At 72.3% G+C, this 20,345-nt stretch carries 19 protein-coding genes; 9 read left to right on the top strand and 10 right to left on the bottom strand.

Annotated elements, in window-relative coordinates:
- Positions 1 to 22: 22 nt before the first annotated feature.
- A complete protein-coding gene (locus tag IF46_RS0114800) occupies positions 23 to 715 on the bottom strand; it encodes a lysophospholipid acyltransferase family protein (protein ID WP_030488916.1) in 693 nt (230 codons plus the stop codon).
- Positions 716 to 1,089: 374 nt separating this feature from the next.
- Here IF46_RS0114800 and IF46_RS0114795 point away from each other — a divergent pair, with 374 nt between their 5' ends.
- A complete protein-coding gene (locus IF46_RS0114795) occupies positions 1,090 to 1,941 on the top strand; it encodes a hypothetical protein (RefSeq protein ID WP_030488915.1) in 852 nt (283 codons plus the stop codon).
- Positions 1,942 to 2,099: 158 nt separating this feature from the next.
- Positions 2,100 to 3,596 (top strand): alpha,alpha-trehalose-phosphate synthase (UDP-forming), encoded by a 1,497-nt coding sequence (locus tag IF46_RS0114790; RefSeq protein ID WP_232234043.1) that lies wholly within the window; start codon positions 2,100 to 2,102, stop codon positions 3,594 to 3,596.
- 21 nt (positions 3,597 to 3,617) lie between these two features.
- On the opposite strand, the gene IF46_RS0114785 is transcribed toward IF46_RS0114790, so the two are convergent.
- From IF46_RS0114785 to IF46_RS0114760, 6 genes are all read right to left on the bottom strand, one after another.
- Positions 3,618 to 4,412, bottom strand: a complete 795-nt coding sequence (locus IF46_RS0114785; protein WP_030488913.1) for an alpha/beta hydrolase — start codon at positions 4,410 to 4,412, stop codon at positions 3,618 to 3,620.
- 23 nt (positions 4,413 to 4,435) lie between these two features.
- Complete coding sequence (locus tag IF46_RS0114780; RefSeq protein ID WP_030488912.1) at positions 4,436 to 5,842, bottom strand: flavin-containing monooxygenase; 1,407 nt, start codon at positions 5,840 to 5,842, stop codon at positions 4,436 to 4,438.
- A gap of 118 nt (positions 5,843 to 5,960) precedes the next feature.
- On the bottom strand, positions 5,961 to 6,653 hold the full coding sequence (locus IF46_RS0114775) for an endonuclease/exonuclease/phosphatase family protein (protein WP_030488911.1): 693 nt from the start codon (positions 6,651 to 6,653) through the stop codon (positions 5,961 to 5,963).
- An 11-nt stretch (positions 6,654 to 6,664) separates the two neighbouring features.
- Positions 6,665 to 7,612 carry an ROK family glucokinase gene (locus tag IF46_RS0114770; RefSeq protein WP_030488910.1) on the bottom strand — a complete coding sequence of 316 codons (948 nt, stop codon included), beginning with the start codon at positions 7,610 to 7,612 and terminating at the stop codon, positions 6,665 to 6,667.
- Between the two features lie 76 nt (positions 7,613 to 7,688).
- Positions 7,689 to 8,393 (bottom strand): hypothetical protein, encoded by a 705-nt coding sequence (locus IF46_RS0114765; protein ID WP_030488909.1) that lies wholly within the window; start codon positions 8,391 to 8,393, stop codon positions 7,689 to 7,691.
- A gap of 31 nt (positions 8,394 to 8,424) precedes the next feature.
- On the bottom strand, positions 8,425 to 8,880 hold the full coding sequence (locus tag IF46_RS0114760; protein WP_030488908.1) for an SRPBCC family protein: 456 nt from the start codon (positions 8,878 to 8,880) through the stop codon (positions 8,425 to 8,427).
- 154 nt (positions 8,881 to 9,034) lie between these two features.
- Between IF46_RS0114760 and IF46_RS0114755 the strand changes: the two genes are divergently transcribed.
- From IF46_RS0114755 to IF46_RS0114725, 7 genes are all read left to right on the top strand, one after another.
- Positions 9,035 to 10,849 carry an AMP-dependent synthetase/ligase gene (locus IF46_RS0114755; protein ID WP_030488907.1) on the top strand — a complete coding sequence of 605 codons (1,815 nt, stop codon included), beginning with the start codon at positions 9,035 to 9,037 and terminating at the stop codon, positions 10,847 to 10,849.
- A 14-nt stretch (positions 10,850 to 10,863) separates the two neighbouring features.
- Complete coding sequence (locus tag IF46_RS0114750) at positions 10,864 to 12,555, top strand: sensor histidine kinase (RefSeq protein ID WP_030488906.1); 1,692 nt, start codon at positions 10,864 to 10,866, stop codon at positions 12,553 to 12,555.
- A 7-nt stretch (positions 12,556 to 12,562) separates the two neighbouring features.
- Entirely contained in the window at positions 12,563 to 13,231 is a 669-nt protein-coding gene (locus IF46_RS0114745) for a response regulator transcription factor (RefSeq protein WP_030337723.1), read from the top strand.
- Positions 13,232 to 13,419: 188 nt separating this feature from the next.
- Complete coding sequence (locus IF46_RS0114740) at positions 13,420 to 14,229, top strand: SAM-dependent methyltransferase (protein WP_030488905.1); 810 nt, start codon at positions 13,420 to 13,422, stop codon at positions 14,227 to 14,229.
- A gap of 79 nt (positions 14,230 to 14,308) precedes the next feature.
- On the top strand, positions 14,309 to 15,967 hold the full coding sequence (locus IF46_RS0114735) for a putative bifunctional diguanylate cyclase/phosphodiesterase (RefSeq protein ID WP_232234055.1): 1,659 nt from the start codon (positions 14,309 to 14,311) through the stop codon (positions 15,965 to 15,967).
- A 220-nt stretch (positions 15,968 to 16,187) separates the two neighbouring features.
- The gene (locus tag IF46_RS0114730; RefSeq protein ID WP_030488903.1) at positions 16,188 to 16,772 is read left to right on the top strand and encodes a TetR/AcrR family transcriptional regulator; all 585 of its coding nucleotides are present in this window, start codon (positions 16,188 to 16,190) and stop codon (positions 16,770 to 16,772) included.
- A gap of 15 nt (positions 16,773 to 16,787) precedes the next feature.
- A complete protein-coding gene (locus IF46_RS0114725) occupies positions 16,788 to 17,450 on the top strand; it encodes a lysophospholipid acyltransferase family protein (protein ID WP_030488902.1) in 663 nt (220 codons plus the stop codon).
- Between the two features lie 28 nt (positions 17,451 to 17,478).
- Here the strand turns inward: IF46_RS0114725 and IF46_RS0114720 are convergent, their stop codons facing one another.
- From IF46_RS0114720 to IF46_RS0114710, 3 genes are all read right to left on the bottom strand, one after another.
- Positions 17,479 to 18,603, bottom strand: coding sequence for a glycosyltransferase family 4 protein (locus tag IF46_RS0114720; protein WP_030488901.1), 1,125 nt, complete (start codon positions 18,601 to 18,603; stop codon positions 17,479 to 17,481).
- Positions 18,600 to 19,859: a M48 family metalloprotease gene (locus tag IF46_RS0114715; protein ID WP_030488900.1), complete on the bottom strand. Its 1,260-nt coding sequence runs from the start codon at positions 19,857 to 19,859 to the stop codon at positions 18,600 to 18,602. The genes IF46_RS0114720 and IF46_RS0114715 overlap by 4 nt, the downstream gene beginning before the upstream one ends.
- 102 nt (positions 19,860 to 19,961) lie before the next feature.
- Positions 19,962 to 20,180, bottom strand: a complete 219-nt coding sequence (locus IF46_RS0114710; RefSeq protein ID WP_030488899.1) for a hypothetical protein — start codon at positions 20,178 to 20,180, stop codon at positions 19,962 to 19,964.
- Between the last annotated feature and the right edge of the window lie 165 nt (positions 20,181 to 20,345).

Here is a 20,345-nt window from a genome sequence, read left to right as displayed (position 1 = left end):
ACCGGGCCGGCACGGGCGGTGGTTAGGCGGCCAGCGGCGCTCCGACGGGCTCCTTGAGCTTCTGGGCGTAGATGTCGACGTACTCCCGACCGGAGAGCTCCATCAACTCGTACATGATCTCGTCGGTGACCGCGCGCTCGACGAACCGGTCGCCGGCCAGCCCGACGTAACGGGAGAAGTCCAGCGGGGCGCCGAACCGGATCTTCACCCGGTCGATCTTGGGGATGAGCTTGCCCGGCGGCTGGATCTCGTCGGCGTTGAGCATCGCCACCGGCACCACCACCGCGCCGCTCTCCAGAGCGAGCCGGGCCACCCCGGTCTTCCCCCGGTAGAGCCGCCCGTCGGGCGATCGGGTGCCCTCCGGGTAGATGCCGGCCACTCCCCCGGCGCGCAGCACCTGCAACTGGGTGTCCAGTGCGGCGCGGGCGGCCTTGCCGCCGGAGCGGTCCACCGGGATCGTGCCGGTGCCGACGAAGAACATCTTGGTCAGCCAACCCTTGATCCCCTTGCCGGTGAAGTACTCGGCCTTGGCGACGAAGGTGACCTTCCGGGCGGTGATCAAGGGCGTGAAGATCGAGTCGGAGAAGGAGAGGTGGTTGCTCGCCAGGATCACCGGACCGGTCGCCGGCACGTTGTGCAGGCCCTCCACCTGCGGGCGGAAGATCAGCTTGAGCAGCGGACCGAGGATGACGTACTTCAACAGCCAGTAGAGCACCGGCGTCCTTTCCCGTGGTGGGCCCGCGACAGCGCCAGGCCAGGGAACGCCGTCGTCGCCGACGAGCCTACGAAGCGAGCGCTGCCACCACAACGGAGCTGACGCATCGACACCGGCCCGCACCCACCACCACCGGGCATTGGCCGCGGTCGACAGGGCTGCCGTCAACGATCACCGAGATCACACTTGTCGCGCAAGAACGGACAAAGAAGCCCCGCCGCGACCTGCGGCAGCAGCCGTGAGTTTGCAAGACGCGACACAACGCACTCCCGGAACCATGCCCTGACGTGTCACGATTCAGAGCACGGCGTGCGGACGGGCGTCGAGGGGCAGGGCGTGGCCGCGCCGGAAGGCGCGTTAAGGGGGATGTCCGGGTGTCAGCGGGTGGAGCCCGCCGGGGACGGCGGGACAACGGGCTCGACGCGAACGAGTACGCCATCGTCGGCGACGTCGATCCGCGCGTCGGTGAGCACCTGCTCGACGTGCTGGCCGCCGGCGGGATCGCCGCCTACCTCCAGCCCTCCGCCGATCTCAACCCGGTCACCCGCACCACCACCGTGCCGGCCCGACCGGTCGACCGGCTCTATGTCGACCGCTCGCACCTGACCACCGCACGCGACTATCTGACCCAGCTCGCCGACGAGGCCACTGGGGAGCAGCCGCCGGCTCGCGACGAACCGGACATCGATGCCGAGTGGGCACGAATCGTGGCGGGCTTCCACACCACCTCCACGACTGGTGAGCACCCGTGGCCAGCCGCGGAGGATGTGGACGAACGGGACGTACGGGACGAGCCGTCCGCTGGGCCGCTGACCCGCTCCGGTGCCGACGAGCCCGGCCCGACCGCCACCGACGTCCGGCGGCTACCGTCCGCGACCGACATCTCCGGGATTTCCGTGGGCCGCGGCACCCGACCGGACGAGCCGTCGCTGCTGGACGGGCTGGACACCTTCGGTGCCGACCTACCCGACGACGAGGACGACGAGGGGTACCACCCGCCCCCACCGCCGCCACTGCCCCGAGTCAGCAAGTACGCGGTGGTCGGCGCGCTCGGGGTGGTCGTCGGGTTCGTGTTGTTCCTCTTCCCGTGGCTGCTCCCGGTGGACCGCTCGGCGGTCACGCTGTTCGGGTTCACCGGCATCCTGGCCGGTTTCGTCACGCTGATCTGGCGGCTACGCCCCGGCGACGAGGACGAGGACGACCCGGACAACGGCGCCGTCGTCTGAGTTCGGCCCGCATCCCGGGACAGCAGCGACCCGCCGAGGTCGTAACAGTGGTGTAACTTACTGTCAGTAGGAATACCGCTGTACGTCACTTCCCCCGCTGACTGACCGGTTTTTCCTTGCTCGCGGCGGTCAGTCCTCTGCTGATCGGAATGCCCGAGATGCGACAGAGTTCTCTCGTGGTGGTGGCCAACCGCCTTCCCATCGACGACAATCAGGCGCCCGACGGGGCCTGCGAGTGGCGACGTAGCCCGGGCGGGCTGGTCGGCGCCCTGCACCCGCTCCTGCGGCACACCCCTGCGACCTGGGTCGGCTGGGCCGGCGGCACCGGTCCGGCCCCCTCCCTACCGGATGTGGACGGCGTGCGGATGCACACCGTCGCGCTGAGCCCGGAGGACCTGCGCGACCACTACGAGGGGTTCGCCAACGCCACCCTCTGGCCGCTCTACCACGACGCCGTGGAGCAGCCACAGCACCACCGCCGGTGGTGGGAGGCGTACCAGCGGGTCAACCAGCGCTTCGCCGAGGCGACCGCCGAGGTGGCCGAGCCGGGCGGGGTGGTCTGGGTGCAGGATTACCACCTGCAACTGGTCCCCGGTCAGCTGCGCGCGCTCCGTCCGGATTTGCGCATCGGGTTCTTCCTGCACGTGCCGTTCCCGCCACCGGAGCTGTTCATGCAGCTTCCCCGCCGGGCCGAGCTGCTCCGCGGCATGCTCGGCGCCGACCTGGTCGGCTTCCAGCGCGCGCAGGCGGCGCACAACTTCGCCCAACTGGTGACCCGGGTGCTGGAGCTGCCGGCCACCGACCGGCGGATCGGCGTCGACGACCGGGTGGTCCGCATCGGCGCGTTCCCGGTCTCCATCGACACCGCCGAGATGGGTGCGCTCGCCGCCCGCCCCGATGTGGCCGCCCGAGCCCGCCGACTACGCCAGGACCTCGGCGATCCCCGGCAGGTCATCCTCAGCGTCGACCGGATGGACTACACCAAGGGCATCGAGCAGCGCCTCAAGGCGTACAGCGAGTTGTTGGCCAGCGGCGACGTCAAGGTCCGCGACACGGTGCTGGTGCAGGTCGCCATGCCGAGCCGGGAGCGCGTCGGCCAATATCAGATCCTGCGCGAGCGCATCGAACGCGAGGTCGGCCGGATCAACGGCGAGTTCGGCCGGGTCGGCGAGCCGGCGATCCACTACCTCACCCAGCCGTTCGACCGGGCCGAGCTGGCCGCGCTCTACCGGGTCGCCGACGTGATGGCGGTGACCCCGCTGCGCGACGGAATGAACCTGGTCGCCAAGGAGTACGTGGCCGCGCGGGTCGACGACACGGGTGCCCTGCTGCTCAGCGAGTTCGCCGGCACCGCCGCCGAGCTGTCCCAGGCGTACCTGGTCAACCCGCACGACCTGGAGGGGCTCAAGCAGGGCCTGCGCGCGGCACTGCGGGCCACCCCGGCCGACACCACCGAGCGGATGCGGGCCATGCGAGCCCACCTGCACCAGCACGACATCCGGGCCTGGGCCCGCTCCTACCTTCGTGCCCTGGACGAGGGCGGCGCCCTGATCAGTCGCCTGACCACCAGCACCGACACCGGCCCCGACGGCGCCGCTCGGGTGCCCCGGCCCACCACCCCGACCGGCACCGCAGCCCATCAGACCAGCGGCTGACCGCCGAGGGCCCCGCGTCGCTCAGCGCGCCGCGGGCTCCTTCTCCAACCAGTCCAGGATCGCGTCGATCGGCTCCGCCCACCGCGCGTCAAGCATCAGGTCGTGGCCCATCCCGGGAAAGAGCAGCGGCGCTGAACCGTACCGGCGGGCCACCCGGGTCAACGTCGACGCCGGCACCACCCGGTCGTCCGGGCTGCCCAGGACCAGCACCGCAGGGGCACCCACGGCCGGCTCGGCCTCCGGCTCACCCAGCAGCGCCCACTGCGCCCGCCGACCCGCCCGACCGAGGCGTCCGACATAGCGCCGGGCCTCCTCGTCGGGCAACTCGCGGCTGAACAGCTGCCCCCGGTTGAGCCGCAACGGCCCGCCGAACACCGCCGGCAGCGTACCCCCGGGGTTGCGGCGCAGTGCCGCGCCCAGCACGCCCCAACCACCGAAGACCGGTGCCACCAGCACCGCGCCGCGCGCCGGGTAGCGCGCCATCGCGTGCGCCACCACCAGGGCCCCGGCGCCGTGCCCCACCAGCACCGCCTGCCGCGGCAGGCTCGCGGCCACCTGGGCCACATCGTGGGCGTACGCGCGCAGCGTCGCCTCCGGCGCCGGCTCGCTGCCACCGTGCCCGCGCAGGCTCACCGCGTACGCCGGGAAACCCCGCGACGCCGCGTGCCCCAACCAGTGCTCGGCGAACGCCCACGCGCCATGCCCGAACCCGGGCACGAAGAGCAGCGGTGGACGCCCCTCCTCCAGCTCGGGGATCGCGCTGAGCACCTCCCGCCGGGCCGGCCGGACCGGGCGAGACCACTCCCGGCCCCGCATGATCCGCAACTCACTTCTCGCGCTCACTTGGCCTCCAGGTCGACTAGGGCGCGCTCGACGGCGCGCAGGTAGTCGGCGTGCCCGACCTCGAACCAGTGCCGGCTGCTCTCCTTGACCTGCCCGGAGTACCGCTCTCCGGCCCGGTCCCGCACCCGCTGGGCGAACGCCGCAGCCCGCTCCGGTCGGTCCCGGCGGGCCCGCAGCAGTCGGGCGAAGAGCACCATCTGCCAGTGCGACAGGGTGAACAACCCGGAGTCTGGCTGCACCAGGCCGGCGACGGCCAGGGTCGGGTGCCCCGGGGTGAACGCGTTGAGCCACAGCGTGGGCCGGCCGGCGCCCGCGCTGTCACCGAAGACCGACGCGTCGAGGAACTCGAAGCGAGGCAGGTAACCGGTGGCGAAGATGACCACCTCGGGGTCGATCTCGCGGCCGTCGGCCAACTCGACCGCGTACGGGTGGAATCGGGCGATGTCCGGCACCGGGCCGATGCCGCCGTGGCCCACGTAGTAGACGAGCTGACTGTTCGCGATCGGGTGCGTCTCGTACACCCGGTGGTCGGGCTTGGGCAGGCCGAAGCGGGTCAGATCGCCGACGGTCAGCCGCATCGTCCAGTGGTAGAGCCACTGCCGTACCCGCAGCGGCACCCGCAGCGCCAGCAGGCTGTCGTTCACCTGGTCGGCGGGGCGGCCGAGGACGTACTTCGGCGCGTACCAGTAGCCGCGGCGGGTGGAGTGCCAGCAGCGCGACGCCTGCTGGGCGGCCTCGACGGCGATGTCGCAGCCGGTGTTGCCGGCACCGACCACCAGCACCCGCTTGCCGCGCAGCTGCGCCGGGTCCTTGTAGGACGAGGCGTGCATGATCTCGCCACGGAACTGTTCGAGACCTTCGTAGCGGGGCAGCTTCGGCGACCAGTTGTGCCCGTTGGCGATCACCACGGCGGCGTACCGGGAGGTGCGCTCGGGGCCGTACCCGCCGGTGGAGCGGGTGGTCACGTCCCACCGCTCGCCCTCGGCCGGCTCGACCCGGATGACCTCGGTGCCGAACCAGATGTGTGAACGCAGGTCGAAGTGGTCGGCGTACCGCTCGAAGTACGACAGCAGCTGGCTGTGGTGCGGGTAGTCCGGCCAGGAGTCCGGCATCGGGAAGTCGGGGAACTGGGTGAACGGCTTCGACGAGATCAGGTGGGTGCTGGCGTACACCGGGCTGCGGTCGTGTCGCCAGTTCCAGGCGCCACCGATGCCGGTTTCCCGCTCGTAGCAGTCCACGCCGAACCCGTGCTCGCGCAGATTCTTGATGGCCGTCAGGCCGCTGGCCCCGGCCCCGATGACGCAGACCGTGTCGCCCCGGTCGGAGACCGGGCGGCCGTCGCCGCTCACCGCGGACGAGGTCGCCTCCGGGTCAGGCCGGCCGTGGTCGGTGGAGGTGGACACCGGGGGGATCTCCTTTTGGGTACGGCAGGCGTGCCGGTCGCCGCGAAATCCTCTCCACAACCGAGCCGGATGTCCAGTCCTGAGCCGGACGCGTCGACGGTAGAGCCAGGGTCGGGGGTCAGCCGGTGCTGGGCAGGAGCAGGTCGACCAGGACCGGGAAGTGGTCGCTGGCCCGGCGGGTCTCTGGGGTGTCCACCACGTCGTAGTCGACCACGGTGATCCGCGGGTCGACGAAGAGCGCGTCGATGCGTCGACGCGGGTCGGCGCAGGAGTAGGTGAGCCGCTCGGCCCGGTCGGCCGCCACCGCGGCGTCGGTCAACCCGCGCGACACGGTGGCCCAGGCGGGCCCGTCCGGTCCCTCGTTGAGGTCCGCCCCGGCCAGCACCGGGCTGGTCGCCGAGTCCAGCTCGCGCTTGAACTCGGCGGCCTGCGCCGGACGCTCGGCCGGGTCGGTGGACAGGTGCGAACCGGCGAGGGTGAACTGGGCGTCGCCGACCCGGCAGTCGGCGTACGCGGCACCGCGCAGGTGCCGGCCGGGGGTCAGCGGGAAGCGCTGGCAGCGGGTGCCCCGCACCTGAACCCGCAGGCTGGTCAGGAGCAGGTTACCCAGGGCGGGCAGCCCGCCGGCGGCCACCACCAGCCCGAACGACTCGGCCAACGTGGCGGATTTCTGCCGCCACCGGAACCGGCGCGGCCCCTCCTGCACGATCACCACGTCCGGCGACGCGGCCCGGACCACTGCCGCCAGCGCGGCGGTGTCGTCGCGCTGGCTGTGGATGTTGTACGACACCACCCGCAGCGGCACGCCCATCGCCGACCGCCTCAGATCCGGCGGGCCAGGTCGGCGGCGCCGATCACCCCGGCGCTGTTGCCCAGCTTCGCCGGGAGCACCTCGGCCACCGGCAGGCGACCACGCTGGGCGAGCGCGTCGAGGTACGAGCGACGGGTCGGGCCGAGCAGCAGGTCACCGGCGTCGATCACACCGCCGCCGACCACCAGGGTCTGCGGGTCGAGGATCTGCGCCATGTCGGCGAGGCTGGTGCCCAGCCACCGGCCGATCTGGGCGAACGCCTCGGCGGAGATCGGGTCGCCGCCCTGCGCGGCGGCGGTCACCATCGGGCCGGTGATCGCCTCGGCCTCACCGCCGGCCAGCTCCAGCAGAGCGGTGGCCCGGTTGGGCTCCTGCCGGGCGCCCGCGCGGGCGAACCGGACGAGGGCACTGCCGCTGGCGTACTGCTCGATGCAGCCCAGCCGGCCGCACCCGCACTGGTGCCCGTCCGGCACGGCCAGCATGTGGCCCAGCTCAGCGGCGATGCCGTGCGCGCCGCGCATCAGCTCGCCGCCGAGGACGATGCCGCCGCCCACGCCGGTGCCGATGGTGAACATGATCATCGAGTCGTCGGCGGCACGGGCCGCGCCGTAGCGGAACTCGGCCCAGGCGGCGACGTTTCCGTCGTTCTCCACGATCACCGGGAGCCCGATGGCCTCGCTGACGTACTCGCGCAGCGGCTCGTCACGCCAGGCCAGGTTGGGGGCGAAGAGCACTGTCGAACGGCTGGCGTCGATCCAGCCGGCCGCGCCGATGCCGACGGCCTCGATCGTCCGCCCGGCAGCCAGCTCGCCGACCAGCTCGATGATGACGTCGCGGGTCTTGGCAACGTCATCGGCGGGAGTGTCCCGTCGGGTCTGCACGAGGACCGTGCCGGTGTCATCCACGACACCGCCGGCCACCTTCGTGCCACCGACGTCGACTCCGATGGTCAGCGTCACCGCTGCCGCCCCCCTCTGCTGTGCTGTCCGGCCCGTGTCCCGGCCCAGTGCCGGTCCGGATCGGTGTGTCCCGCGCTCAGGCGCCGTCGCCCGATGCTTGCGCGCCGGTGTCGTCAGGCACCCGCGAGGCGGGCACCACGGGACGGGTGGTCGGTACCGGTACGGTCGCCGACCCGGCCTCGTCGACGGGTGGTACGGCGGCCGGGGCGAGTGGGTCCGCCGTCCGGGTGGCGACCGACCAGACATCCCGCTCCGGCGCCGGCTGAGAATCATGCCCGGTGCGGGTGGCATCGCGCCACACGTGATCGTCGCCGGCCCCGGTGGACGGGGCGCTCGGGGTTGGCTCCGGAAGCACGTCGTCGGTGCTCGCGGCGGGTGTCGAAGACGCCGGGGCGCTCGGGGCGGCGGCCGGCTCGAACGGGCTCGTCGCAGGCGGTTCCGCCGGTGAGAACGCACGGAGCAGGCTGGCCACGCCCGCGGCGAAGTCACCCGCGCCGGTCGCGAGGCGTTCGGCGAATTCCGGACTTGGGTCGCGCAACGCGGCGATGCCCCGACAGACCGGGCAGACGCAGCATTCGGGCGAACCGGTGGCGAAAGCACCGCCGACGCCGGAGCGCCCGTCCGGACCGGCGCTGTGACCGAGGACACCGGACAACATCCCGCCCAACGAGCCGAGCGCGTCGCCCGCCGAGCCGACCGAGGCCAGTCGTGCCCCCGCGAGCAGGGTGGCGACCAGTCGCTCTGCCTCTTCCCGGGCCGAACCCGGATCCGTTGCGCCCATCGTCGGCTCCTCTACCGTGCCACCGGACACGTCACTGCGCCGCGCCGGTTGCTTCTACCCGGCGCTTGAGCTGCTTCAACGCGGTGTCCATGATCATCTTCTCGGCTTTGCGCCGAAACATCCCGAGCATTCCGACCGACAGGTCGACCTCCAGCGTGTAGGTCACCGTCGTGCTGCCGTCCGGGTTACCTACCAGGTCGTACGAACCACGCTGGGCCTTCTGCATCTTCGAGGGGGCGATCAGGTGCCACTCGATCCGGGACAGGTCCTCGGCGTACTCGTAGGCGAGCACGTACTCGTCGGCCATCACCCCGGCGTCGATGGTGAATTGCACCTGACTGGCGTAGCCGTCCTCGTACTCCTCGATGACCTCGGCGCGACGCACCGCGTCGGTCCATTCCGGGTAGCGCGCGAAGTCGCAGATGACCGCCGTCACCCGATCCGGTGCGGCGCCAATGATGATCGACTGGGTGGAGGAGTCCGCCATGGGGGGAGGCTACCCGGCGGGTACCGCTCGCACGCCACACCGCCCCACCGACCCTCCTGCCTGTCCCCCTCGGACCGCGCGGCGGGTAGGTTTCGACACAACCGACGCCCACGGCGGCGGTCAGCCCGGCCAGTGCGAGCACGAAGGAGTGCAGGTGCGCGAGTTCTCCGTCCCGCCGATCGTCACCGTTGGCGACGCGGCCAACCTCACCGATCCGGTCTGGGACAACGCCGAGGTCGCGCCCGACACCGTCCAGTTCGCCCGCCCCACCCCGAGCGCCGACGGCACCGCCACCGCCTGGGCCGAGGTGACCTGCCTACAGTTCCGCGACGAGGTGGCCGCCGTCGCCCGCGGGCTGATCGCCGCCGGCATCGAGCCGGGTGTCCGGGTCGCACTGATGAGTCGTACCCGCTACGAGTGGACCCTGCTGGACTACGCCATCTGGGCCGTCGGCGCGGTGACCGTGCCGATCTACGAGACGTCCAGCGCCGAGCAGGCCGCGTGGATCCTCGAGGACTCCAACGCGGTCGCCGTCGTGGTGGAGACCGAGGCGCACGCCGCCCTCATCGCCGGTGTCCGGCACCGACTGCCCGAGCTGGGCCAGGTCTGGCAGATCGACCTCGGTGGGGTCGACGAGCTGGTCACGACCGGCGCCGCCGTCGAGCTGGCCGAGGTCGAGCGGCGGCGCAAGGCCGTCCGCGCCAACGACCTGGCCACGATCATCTACACCAGCGGCACCACCGGCCGACCCAAGGGCTGCGTGCTCACCCACCGCAACATGTACGCCGACGTCGCCAACGCGGTGCCGGTGCTGCCGAACCTGTTCAACGCCGGCGCGAGCACCCTGCTCTTCCTCCCGCTGGCGCACGCCTTCGCCCGGCTCATCCAGATCGGCGTCGTGCAGGCACGGGCCACCATGGCGCACTGCGCCGACACCAAGAACCTGGTCGCCGAGCTGCAGGCGTTCCGGCCGACCTTCGTGCTCTCCGTACCCCGGGTGTTCGAGAAGGTCTACAACGCCGCCAAGCAGAAGGCCGAGGCGGACGGCAAGGGCAACATCTTCGCCCGCGCCGAGCAGGTCGCTATCGCGTACAGCGAGGCTCTGGAGACCCCGGGCGGGCCGGGGCTGGCGCTACGCGCCCAGCACGTGGTCTTCGACCGGCTGGTCTACCGCAAGCTACGCGCCGCGCTCGGCGGACGCTGCCGGGACGCGATCTCCGGCGGCGCGCCGCTCGGCGCCCGACTCGGCCACTTCTTCCGGGGTATCGGCGTGACGGTCCTGGAGGGCTACGGCCTGACCGAGACCTCGCCCGCCGCCGCCGCGAACCTGCCCACCGGTACCCGGATCGGCAGCGTCGGCCGCCCGCTGCCCGGCGTGACCGTGCGGATCGAGGACGACGGCGAGATTCTGATCTCCGGCGAGCTGGTCTTCGCGGGTTACTGGCGCAACGAGACGGCGACGGCCGAGGCGATCAGCACCGACGGCTGGTTCCGCACCGGTGACCTGGGCCAGCTCGACTCCGACGGCTACCTGAGCATCACCGGCCGCAAGAAGGAGCTGATCGTCACCGCCGCCGGCAAGAACGTCGCTCCGGCCGTGCTGGAAGACCTGGTCCGGGCGCATCCGCTGATCAGCCAGTGCGTCGTGGTCGGTGACCGCAAGCCGTTCATCGCGGCGCTGGTCACCGTCGACGAGGAGGCGCTGCCGACCTGGCTGGAAGGCGCCGGGATGCCCCTCGACACCTCGGTCGAGCAGCTGCGCGAGCACGAGGGCCTCCGCAAGGAGATCCAGGCCGCCATCGACACCGCGAACCAGGCCGTCTCGAAGGCCGAAGCGATCAAGGTGTTCCGGGTCCTGCCCCGCGACTTCACCGAGGCGACCGGCGAGCTGACCCCGTCGCTCAAGGTCAAACGCCAGGTTGTCCACAAGACGTACGCGGCGGAGATCGCCGATATCTACCGAGGCTGACTACCATCCGTCACGTGCCCGCATCCACAGCCACCGCACCGCACCCGCATCCCCTCGCCGCGGCCGCCCGCCTGGTGATGTTGGCGCTGGTCGCCGTCCTGACCCTCTTCGCCACCCACGACGTCGCCCAGCTGTGGTGGATCGCGTTGCTGGCGGTGGCCGGGCTGCCGTCGCTGCTGGCACCACAGCACCGGCTGGTCGGTCCGCTGAGCCGGGTGGCCGAGGTGGTGGTCCTGGGGCTGGCCGCGAGCCACGTCGCCGCCGCCGCGTCCATTGGCGGCACGGTCGACGGCCTGGGCGCGTCGGCGGTGCTGCCCTACCTGGCCGTCCCGGTGACCGTCACCGCGCTGCGCCGTCGTTTCCGCGAAGGCGCCGCCCTGCTCGTCGTCACCGCCGCCACCCTGCTGGTCAGCGGCGCGCTGACCCAGGTCGACGGAGGGCGCCAGCTCGGCCAGCCGGGTTACCTCGCGGTCTGCGCGCAGTGGCTGATCCTGGCGGCGCTCGGGCTCTACGCCGCCAGCACGCTGCACCGGGTGATGGCGGTCCGCGGTGAGGGCAAACCCCAGCCGTACGCCGAGGCCACCCGGCTGTTGACCCAGCTGCGCACGGTGGCCCGGCAACTTCCCGGGGCGACGCTGGATCCGGGCGGCATCTCCGAGCACCTGCTGGAGGAGCTGCGCACGGTGGCCCGCGCCGACCGGGGCGCGGTGCTGTCGGCCAGCGGCGGCGGCCGGCTCGTGGTGCTCGCCCAGGCCGGTGTCGATCGGGTGGACTGGGAGACGACGCTGGACGCGGACTCGGCGATCGCCGACGCCTGGGCCAGCCAGCAGGCCACCACGGCCGCGCGGTCGCAGTCCCGCTCGCACCGTGGCGGGGACGTCTCCGCGCTGATCGTTCCGCTGTTCGCCGGGGTGCGCACGGTGGGGCTTGTGGTGCTGGAGGCCGACGCCGCACACGCGTACCCACCGCCGGTGGTGTCCCGGGTGACCGCGCTGACCCGCCCGGCCGCGCTGCGGCTGGAGGCGGCGCTGCTCTTCGACGAGGTGCGCTCGCTGGCCACGAACGAGGAGCGGCAGCGGCTGGCCCGGGAGATCCACGACGGGGTGGCGCAGGAGCTGGTGATGGTCGGCTACGGCATCGACAACGCCCTGGCCACCGTCTTCGACGACGCCGACGAGACCGCCGAGGCCCTGCGTACGTTGCGCGGCGAGGTGACCCGGGTGATCCAGGAGCTGCGGCTGAGCCTCTTCGAGCTGCGCAGCGAGGTGGACCGCCAAGGTGGGCTGGCCGCGGCGATCGCGGAGTACGCGCGCACCGTGGGCGCGTCCGGCGGGCTGCGGGTGCACCTCTCGCTGGACGAGTCCACCGCCCGGCTGCCGGCCGCGACGGAGGCCGAGTTGCTGCGCATCGCGCAGGAGGCGGTGACCAACGCGCGCAAGCACGCCGGAGCGTCGAATTTGTGGGTCACGTGTGAGGTCGACCCCCCGTACGCGCAAATAGAAGTGTCGGATGACGGTCAGGGGATGGCTGACCAGCGCCCCGACGGACGGTACGGTCTTGCGATCATGGCCGAGAGGGCGGAACGTATCCGGGGCCGGTTGGAGATCAGGCCGCGGCAACCCAGCGGCACAACCGTGGCGGTGGTTCTCGGCACCTCGGCCCGGCGCGATAACGTGCGCGGCAGCGCAGCACCAGAAGGGGAGTAACCCGAGGATGACCACAAGTCCGATACCGGCCACCCGCACCAAGGTCCTCCTTGTCGACGATCATGACCTGATTCGCAAGGGCCTGCGGCACGCCTTCGAGCGCGACCGCCAGTTCGAGGTCGTCGGTGAGGCGGCCACGGCGGCGGAGGGCGTACGCCAGGCCGGCGCCTTGCAGCCGGACGTGGTGATCATGGATCTGCGGCTGCCCGACGGCAGCGGCCTGGAGGCCACCCGCGCGCTGCGCAAGTCCAGCGCGTCGATGGGCATCGTGGTGCTGACCATGTATGCCGGCGACGACCAGCTCTTCGGCGCTCTGGAGGCCGGCGCGAGCGCCTTCGTGCCGAAGACCGCCCCGGCCGACGAGGTGGTGGCCGCCGCACGGCATGCCGCCTCCTCCCCCAGCGCGTTCACCGCGGCCGACCTGGCCGAGGCGATGAAGCGCCGGCTCGCGCCGTCCGGCCCGCAGTTGTCCCCGCGGGAGGGGCAGGTGCTGCGGCTGCTCGCCGACGGGATGAGCGTGGCGGGCATCGCCAAGCAGCTGTTCGTCAGCGAGTCCACGGCGAAGACGCACATCTCCAAGCTCTACGAGAAGCTCGGCGCGGCCAACCGGGCTCAGGCCCTGATGACCGCGCTCCGGCTCGGCCTGCTCGAGGCACCGGACGCGCCGAAGTTCTGACCTGCCTCCCGCTCGTCGAGCGGGACGTCGCGACCGACGGTCCGCGCCAGCTTCGGCTGACGCGGACCGTCGCGCATCGACCGATGTCGGCGGAGAACCTCCAGCGCGCTATGGTCTGGCGTGCGTGGCGGGTGCACAATACCCGCGCGGGCGACGACGCTCGCGTCGCGGATTCGAGGGGTGAACGCATGCAGCGGCCGGATTGGGCACCCGACACCATCGACATCGAGCGCCCGAGCGTCGCGCGGATGTACGACTACTACCTCGGCGGCTCACACAACTTCGCCGCCGACCGGGCCGCGGCGCAGGCAATGGTCGCGGCGGTGCCCGAGGCGCCGTTGATGGCCCAGGCCAACCGGGCGTTCCTACGCCGGGCCGTCCACCACCTCGCCGAGGCCGGGGTCCGGCAGTTCCTGGACATCGGCTCGGGCATCCCGACCGTCGGCAACGTGCACGAGATCGCCCAGCGGCTCGACCCGCAGTCACGAGTGGTCTATGTGGACGTCGACCCGGTGGCGGTGGCGCACAGCCGCGAGATCCTCGCCGGCAACGAGCGGGCCGCGGTGGTGCAGGAGGACCTGCGGCACCCGGAGGCGATCCTGGCCCATCCGGACGTCCGCAAGCTGCTCGACCTGAACCAACCGGTGGCGGTGATGGTCGTGGCCGTCCTGCACTTCGTCCCCGACGACGACCGGCCGGCGGAGCTGCTGCGGACGCTGCGCGACGCGTTGGCCCCCGGCAGCTATCTGGTGCTGTCCCAGGCCAGCAAGGACGGCCGCAGCGACGACGAACGCGCCGAGGCCGAGCGGGTCTACCGGCGCACCGACAACCCCCTGTGGATACGCGACCGCGCCGAGCTGACCGCGCTCTTCGACGGGTTCGAGCTGCTCGACCCCGGTGTGGTCTGGGTGCCCCAGTGGCGACCGGACACTCCCGAGAGCGCCGAGGACGCCGAGCGCGCGGTCTTCATGGGCGGCGTCGGGCGCCTCGGTGGCTGAGTCGCTCGGGGCGACCCCCTACCCGGGCACCTTCGCCCGGGCCTGGGCGAAGGCGGTCTCCGGCACCAGCTACCTACCGATGACCCAGGCCCAGTTGGAGACCCTGCTGGACCGGCTCACCGGGCAACTGGCCGGCGCGCTGCTCACCGAGCCGTTCGACCTGCGTGCCGGGCATCGGGTCGGCGCCGAGTTGGTCGCCGCGCACATCGCCTCCGCTGAGGGGCTGGGTCGTACCGTCGAGGTCATCCAGCTCCGGTTGGTGCGCGATCTGGGGCTGGTGGCCGAGGACGTCGAGGACCGGATGGCCCGGCTGCTGGCGGCCGTGGCGACCGGCTACGCCCGTGCTCTGCGCGACCGGACGCTCGACGAGCAGGAGTCGATCCGCCGGGCCGCGATGCGTGCTCGCACCCAGGCCGAGCGGGCGCTGCGGGCCAGCGAGGCCCGGTTCCGGCATCAGGCCACCCACGACCCGCTCACCGGCCTACCCAACCGGACGCTCTTCACCGAACGACTGACCGCCGCGCTCAATGAGCCAGGCCGGGGGGCACAGCGGGTCGGGGTGTGCTTCCTCGACCTGGACCGCTTCAAGGTCGTCAACGACAGCCTGGGGCACCAGATCGGTGACCTGCTGCTGGTCACGGTGGCCGAGCGGCTACGCAAGGCCATGGGTGAGCACCTGGTGGCCCGGCTCGGCGGCGACGAGTTCGTCATCCTGGTGGAGCGCACCGGCGGCACCGACGACATGGTCGCCGTTGCCGAGACCGCGCTCGCCGCGGTACGCACCCCGGCGCTTGTCGACGGGCACGAGCTGCAGATCTCGGCGAGCATCGGCATCGTCGAGCGCCAGGTGGCCGGAGCCAACCCCACCGACCTGATGCGGGCCGCCGACAGCACTCTGCACTGGGCGAAGGCCGCCGGTGGGGCACGCTGGACGCTCTACGACGCCGAACGCAACCAACGTGAACTGGCCCGCTACGCGCTCTCCGCGGCCATCCCGGCCGCGCTGGAGCGGGGCGAGTTCTACCTCGACTACCAGCCGCTGACCTCACTGCGCGACGGCAGCCTGGTCGGCGTGGAGGCCCTGGTCCGCTGGCGGCACCCGGAGCTGGGGGTGCTCCGGCCGGACAGCTTCATCGGGTTGGCCGAGGAGACCGGCCTGATCGTCCAGCTGGGCGGGTGGGTGCTGGCCGAGGCGTGCCGAGAGGCGGAGGCGTGGTCGGCTGGAGGTGTCGCCGCGCCGTTCGTCAGCGTCAACCTGGCGGTACGGCAGGTGCACCGGCCCGGGTTGGTGCAGGAGGTCCGGGCGCTGCTGCGGCAGACCGGCCTACCGCCGGAGCGGCTCCAACTGGAGATCACCGAGAGCACGATGATGAGCACCGCCGAGGAACCGGTACGCGCCCTGCGAGTGCTGGCCGACCTCGGGGTACGCATCGCCATCGACGACTTCGGCACCGGCTACAGCAACCTGGCGTACCTGCGAGACCTGCCGGTGACCGAACTGAAGGTCGCCGGCGAGTTCGTGGCCGGCCTGCGGTCGCCCTCGGTCGGCCGCACCGATGAGCGAATCCTCGCCTCGCTGGTCTCGCTGGCGCACGCGCTGGACCTGACCGTCACCGCCGAAGGGGTGGAGACCGCCGGGCAGGCCGAGCGGCTGCGCGCGATCGGCTGCGACGCCGCCCAGGGCTGGCACTTCGGCCGCCCGGCCCCCGCCGATCGCATCCTGGCCCGCATCCGCTGACCCCTCGGGCCCAGCCATCGCCCAACCCGTTCCCGCCCACGCCCAGCTCACCGGATCGTCGACGGCGCGGGCGAGCTGAGCCCGGGGCCGGACGCTTCATTGAGCGTGATGTCTGTGAGTCATCAAGATGACTCACAGACATCACACTGATCCCGGCAATGCACGGCAGGCCCACACCCTTGAGGTAGACAGCGTCTACGGCTACTGGTAGACAGTGTCTATGAACGCGGATGAGACGGGCCTACGAGGGCGGCTGGTGGCTGCCGGGGTGGACCTGGTGCTACGCGAGGGCCAGTCAGCGGTGTCGCTGCGGGAGATCGCCCGCCGTGCTGGGGTCTCGCACGGAGCACCGCGCCGCTACTTCCCCACCCATGTCGACCTGCTCTCCGCAATCGCCCGGGAGGGCTTCGCCGACCTCACCGCGCGCGTCGAGCAGACGATGCGCGACGTCGACCCGGACCCGCGTACCCGATTGACCGCACTGGCCCGGACGTACCTGGACTTCGCGGCGACCCACCGCGGCATGTTCGAGCTGATGTTCCGCCACGACCTGCTGGACAGCGGCCGGCTGCGGCTGCGTGAGACGAGCCTGCCGCTCTTCGCCGTGCTGGCCGATCTGGTGGCGCAGGTACGCCGCCCGACCGACGCGCCCGCGGCGGTGCTCGCCGGCGCGCTCTGGGCCAATCTGCACGGCATAGCCCAGCTCTGGGCGTGGGGCAGCCTACCGCTGGCCACCGGCGCCACCGACGACGACGCCCTGCTGCGCGCCACGCTAGAAGCCCACCTCGGCCCGGCGCTGGCCTGAGACCCCGGAGGAACCGTGCCCCTGCTGTACGACGTCGCCAAGCTGACCGTCGGCGCCGCGCTGCGATTGGGCTGGCGGCCCCGCGTGGAAGGGCTGGAGCATCTGCCCCGACACGGCGGCGCGATCCTCGCCGGCAACCACCTCTCCGTCGCCGATGAGTGGTTTCTGGTCACCTCGACGCCCCGACACGTCACCTTCTGGGCAAAGGTCGAGTACTTCAACGGGCGCGGTCCGGGCGGCTGGCTCAACCGGCGGATCGTCGCCGGCATGGGCGCCATCCCGGTCGACCGCGTCGACGGCCGGGCGGCCCTGCGCGCCCTCGACGCCGCCGTACCGGTGTTGCGCGCCGGCGGCCTGGTCGCCATCTACCCGGAGGGCACCCGTTCCCCGGACGGGCGGCTCTACCGGGGCCGCGTTGGGATGACCCGGCTGGCCCGCGACGCCGGGGTGCCGATCATCCCGGTCGGCGTGCTCGGCACCGCCGAGGTGCTGCCGGTCGACGCGCGGCTGCCCCGTCGGCACCCGGTCACCCTGCGGTTCGGCCCACCGATTCCGGTCGCCGACCGGATCAACGGGCCGCGCGACATCCGGACGGTCACCGACGAGGTGATGGCGGAGATCCAGAAGCTCACCGGCCAGGAGTACGTGCCGAGCTACGCGCCGGCCCGGGAGAGCTGAGCCCTGCAGAGCTGAACGCCGGCGGCGATCAACCGGCGAGCAGTGCCGCCATGCGTTCCGCCTGCGCCTCCCAGCGCCACTCCCGTTCCACCCACGCCCGACCGGCCGCGCCCAGTTCGCGGGCCAGGTCCCGGTCGGCGAGCAGCCGGGCGACCCGGTCGGCGAGCTGGGCGACGTCCCGACCGCGTACGACGTAGCCGGTCTCCCCCTCGCGGACCGCGTCCGGTGCGCCCCCGGAGTCACCGGCCACCACCGGCAGACCGGTCGCGGATGCCTCCAGGTAGACGATGCCCAGCCCCTCCACGTCGAGACCACGGTTGCGGGTGCGGCACGGCATCGCGTAGACGTCGCCGGCCGCGTAGTGCGCCGGCAACTCGGCCCACGGCACCGTGCCGGTGAACACCACGTCCCGTTCCACACCGGCCTGGCGGGCCAGCTTCTCCAGGGTCGCCCGGTACGGCCCGCCGCCGACGATCAGCAGCGCCGCGTCGGGCACCCGGCGGCGGATCTCCGGTAGTGCCCGGATCAGCATGTCCTGGCCCTTGCGTGGCACCAGCCGGGACACGCAGACCACCACCGGCCGGTCGGTCAACCCGAGCCGGGCCCGGACCTGTTCACCGTCCACAGTCGGGTGGTAGGTGTCCACGTCGACGCCGGGGGCGAGGCGGCGCAGCTCGGTCACCCCGTCCAGCACGCGGGCCAACCGGCTACGGGTGTATTCGCCGAGGTAGGTGGTCACGTCCACACCCCGACCGATGCGCCGCAGCGCCGGCCGGGCGGCCGGCACCGCCGCCCAACCGACCTCGTGGCCGTGGGTCTGCGCCACCACCCGGCGAATGCCGGCCCGTCGCCGCAGACCGGTGGCGAGCAACCCCAACGGGGCCGCCGCGCCGAACCACACGGTGTCGCAGTCGTACGCGCGAGCCAGCCGCGCCGCCCTGCGGGCGATCAACGGGGTGGGCAACAGCACCCGGGTGCGCTCCCGGATCACCTCGAACGGCTGGTCGGCGTCGAACTTCTCAGCCCCGCGCCAGCTCGACGCGTAGACGACCACCGAGCCGGCCGGTTGACGCACCGCGAGGTTGTGCACGAACGACTGGATCCCACCCGGTCGGGGCGGGAAGTCGTTGGTGATCAGCAGCGTGCGGCTCATCGGCCGGCCTCCCGGGCGTACGCGCGGGCGGCGGCCATCCGCTCCACGGTGGATGGATGCGAGGCCGAGTAGAGGTATTCCCAGCGGGGTGGGTCGGGGTCGCCGAGGTTGACCGAGCCGAGCCGGCGCTGCATCGACTCGAAGGACTCCGGGTCGTTGGTGAGCGCGAGCGCGTGCGCGTCGGCCCGCGCCTCGACCCGTCGAGACATCAGCGCCTGCACCGGCGCAGCGACCAGGCCGACCACTGTGACCAGGGCGACCAACAACGGAAACGCGCTCGGTTGGGCCACCGAGTCGACGCCGGCCAGCCGCAGCAGTGGCCCCCACGAGCCGAGCAGGTAGAGCGCCACCACGGCCGCGGCTGCCCCCAGCGCCCCGGTCAGCGTGCCGACCGCGACGTCGGAGTCCTTCGCGTGCCCCAGCTCGTGCGCCACGACGGCGGTCACCTCGGCCGGGGTCGCCTCGTGCAGCAGCGTGTCGTAGACGACCACCCGCCGGGTCGGCCCGAGACCGGAGACGTACGCGTTGACCGCTTTGGTGCGGCGGGAGGCGTCGGCGACCAGCACGTCGCGCACCGGCACCCCGTCGCGGGCGGCCATGCTCATCAACTCGGTGCGCAGCGGGCCCTGCTCCATCGGGGTGAACCGGTTGAACACCGGCTCCACCAGCACCGGCAGCACGAACGACAGCAGCACCACCAGCACCGCCGCGCCGGCCGCGCCGAACGCCCACCACCAGCGCGGCGCGAGCCGGATGACCGCGTAGAAGCCGAACAGCGCCACCGCGCCGATCACCGCGCTGACCGCGTACGACTTGAGCAGGTCGACCGTCCACCCGCTCCAGCCGTTGGTGCTCAGCCCGTAGCGGGTGAGCACGCTCTGCCGCCAGGCGGCGAACGGGAGCGTCACCAGGTCGGCGACGAGCACCACCGCCAGCCCGCCGAGCACCGCCTGCGCGGCCCAGTGCCCACCGAACGGCCGACCCACCAGCTCGACCAGGCGACTGCCCAGCGGGGTGAGCCCGAGCGCGAGGGCGACCAGCAGCCCAATGGCGAGCGCGGCATAGCCGCCGGGGCGCAGCGCGGCCCGGAACTCCCGCCCCTTGGCCACCTGCTCGGCCGGCAGGTCACCAAGTGCGGCGAGTTGGTCGGCCCGCGGCGCTGGCGGACGGTGCCACGGAATGAACAGCGCGGCGACCACCAGCAGCGCGACGGTCAGCCCGGCCAGACTCAGCAGCGCCCACCCGCGCGGGGTCACCGCGTCACCGCCTGTCGTGTCCCGCTCATCGCGCCGCTCCTCCCGCCGTGACCGCTCATCCTATGGCCCGCCAGGAGCCCGCTTCCGGGCACGGTGTCGCGCTCAGGCGACCCGACGGATGGCCCGGCGGCGAGCCGTCTCCGGGCGGGCCGGCGCGGCCAGCACCTCCACGTCGAAGCCGGCCCGGGCGAGCACCTCGATGGCCTCGACCTCGGCGGCGACCAACCCGGCCGCCGGGGACGTGTCGTCGAACAGGGCGGTCAGCGGGCAGCCGGAACAGCCGCTATCCCGCCTCACGCACCCGTCGCAGTCGATAAGCATCCGACCTCCTGATCGGCTCGCGGCGTACGGCCGACGCCCTGTCGTCGCCAACCAAGCACCGTCGGTCACATCGACGCTAACCACCGGGTACGACAGAAACCCCGTCCGACCGGCCGTTTGAGTGCGAGATCCACTCCAGTTCCATGAAATCGGTCCATCACGCCC

The organism is Micromonospora chokoriensis, from assembly GCF_000718555.1.
Classification (GTDB): domain Bacteria; phylum Actinomycetota; class Actinomycetes; order Mycobacteriales; family Micromonosporaceae; genus Micromonospora; species Micromonospora chokoriensis_B.
Note: the sequence above shows the minus strand (reverse complement) of the source record. Positions and strands in the feature narration are given on the sequence as shown.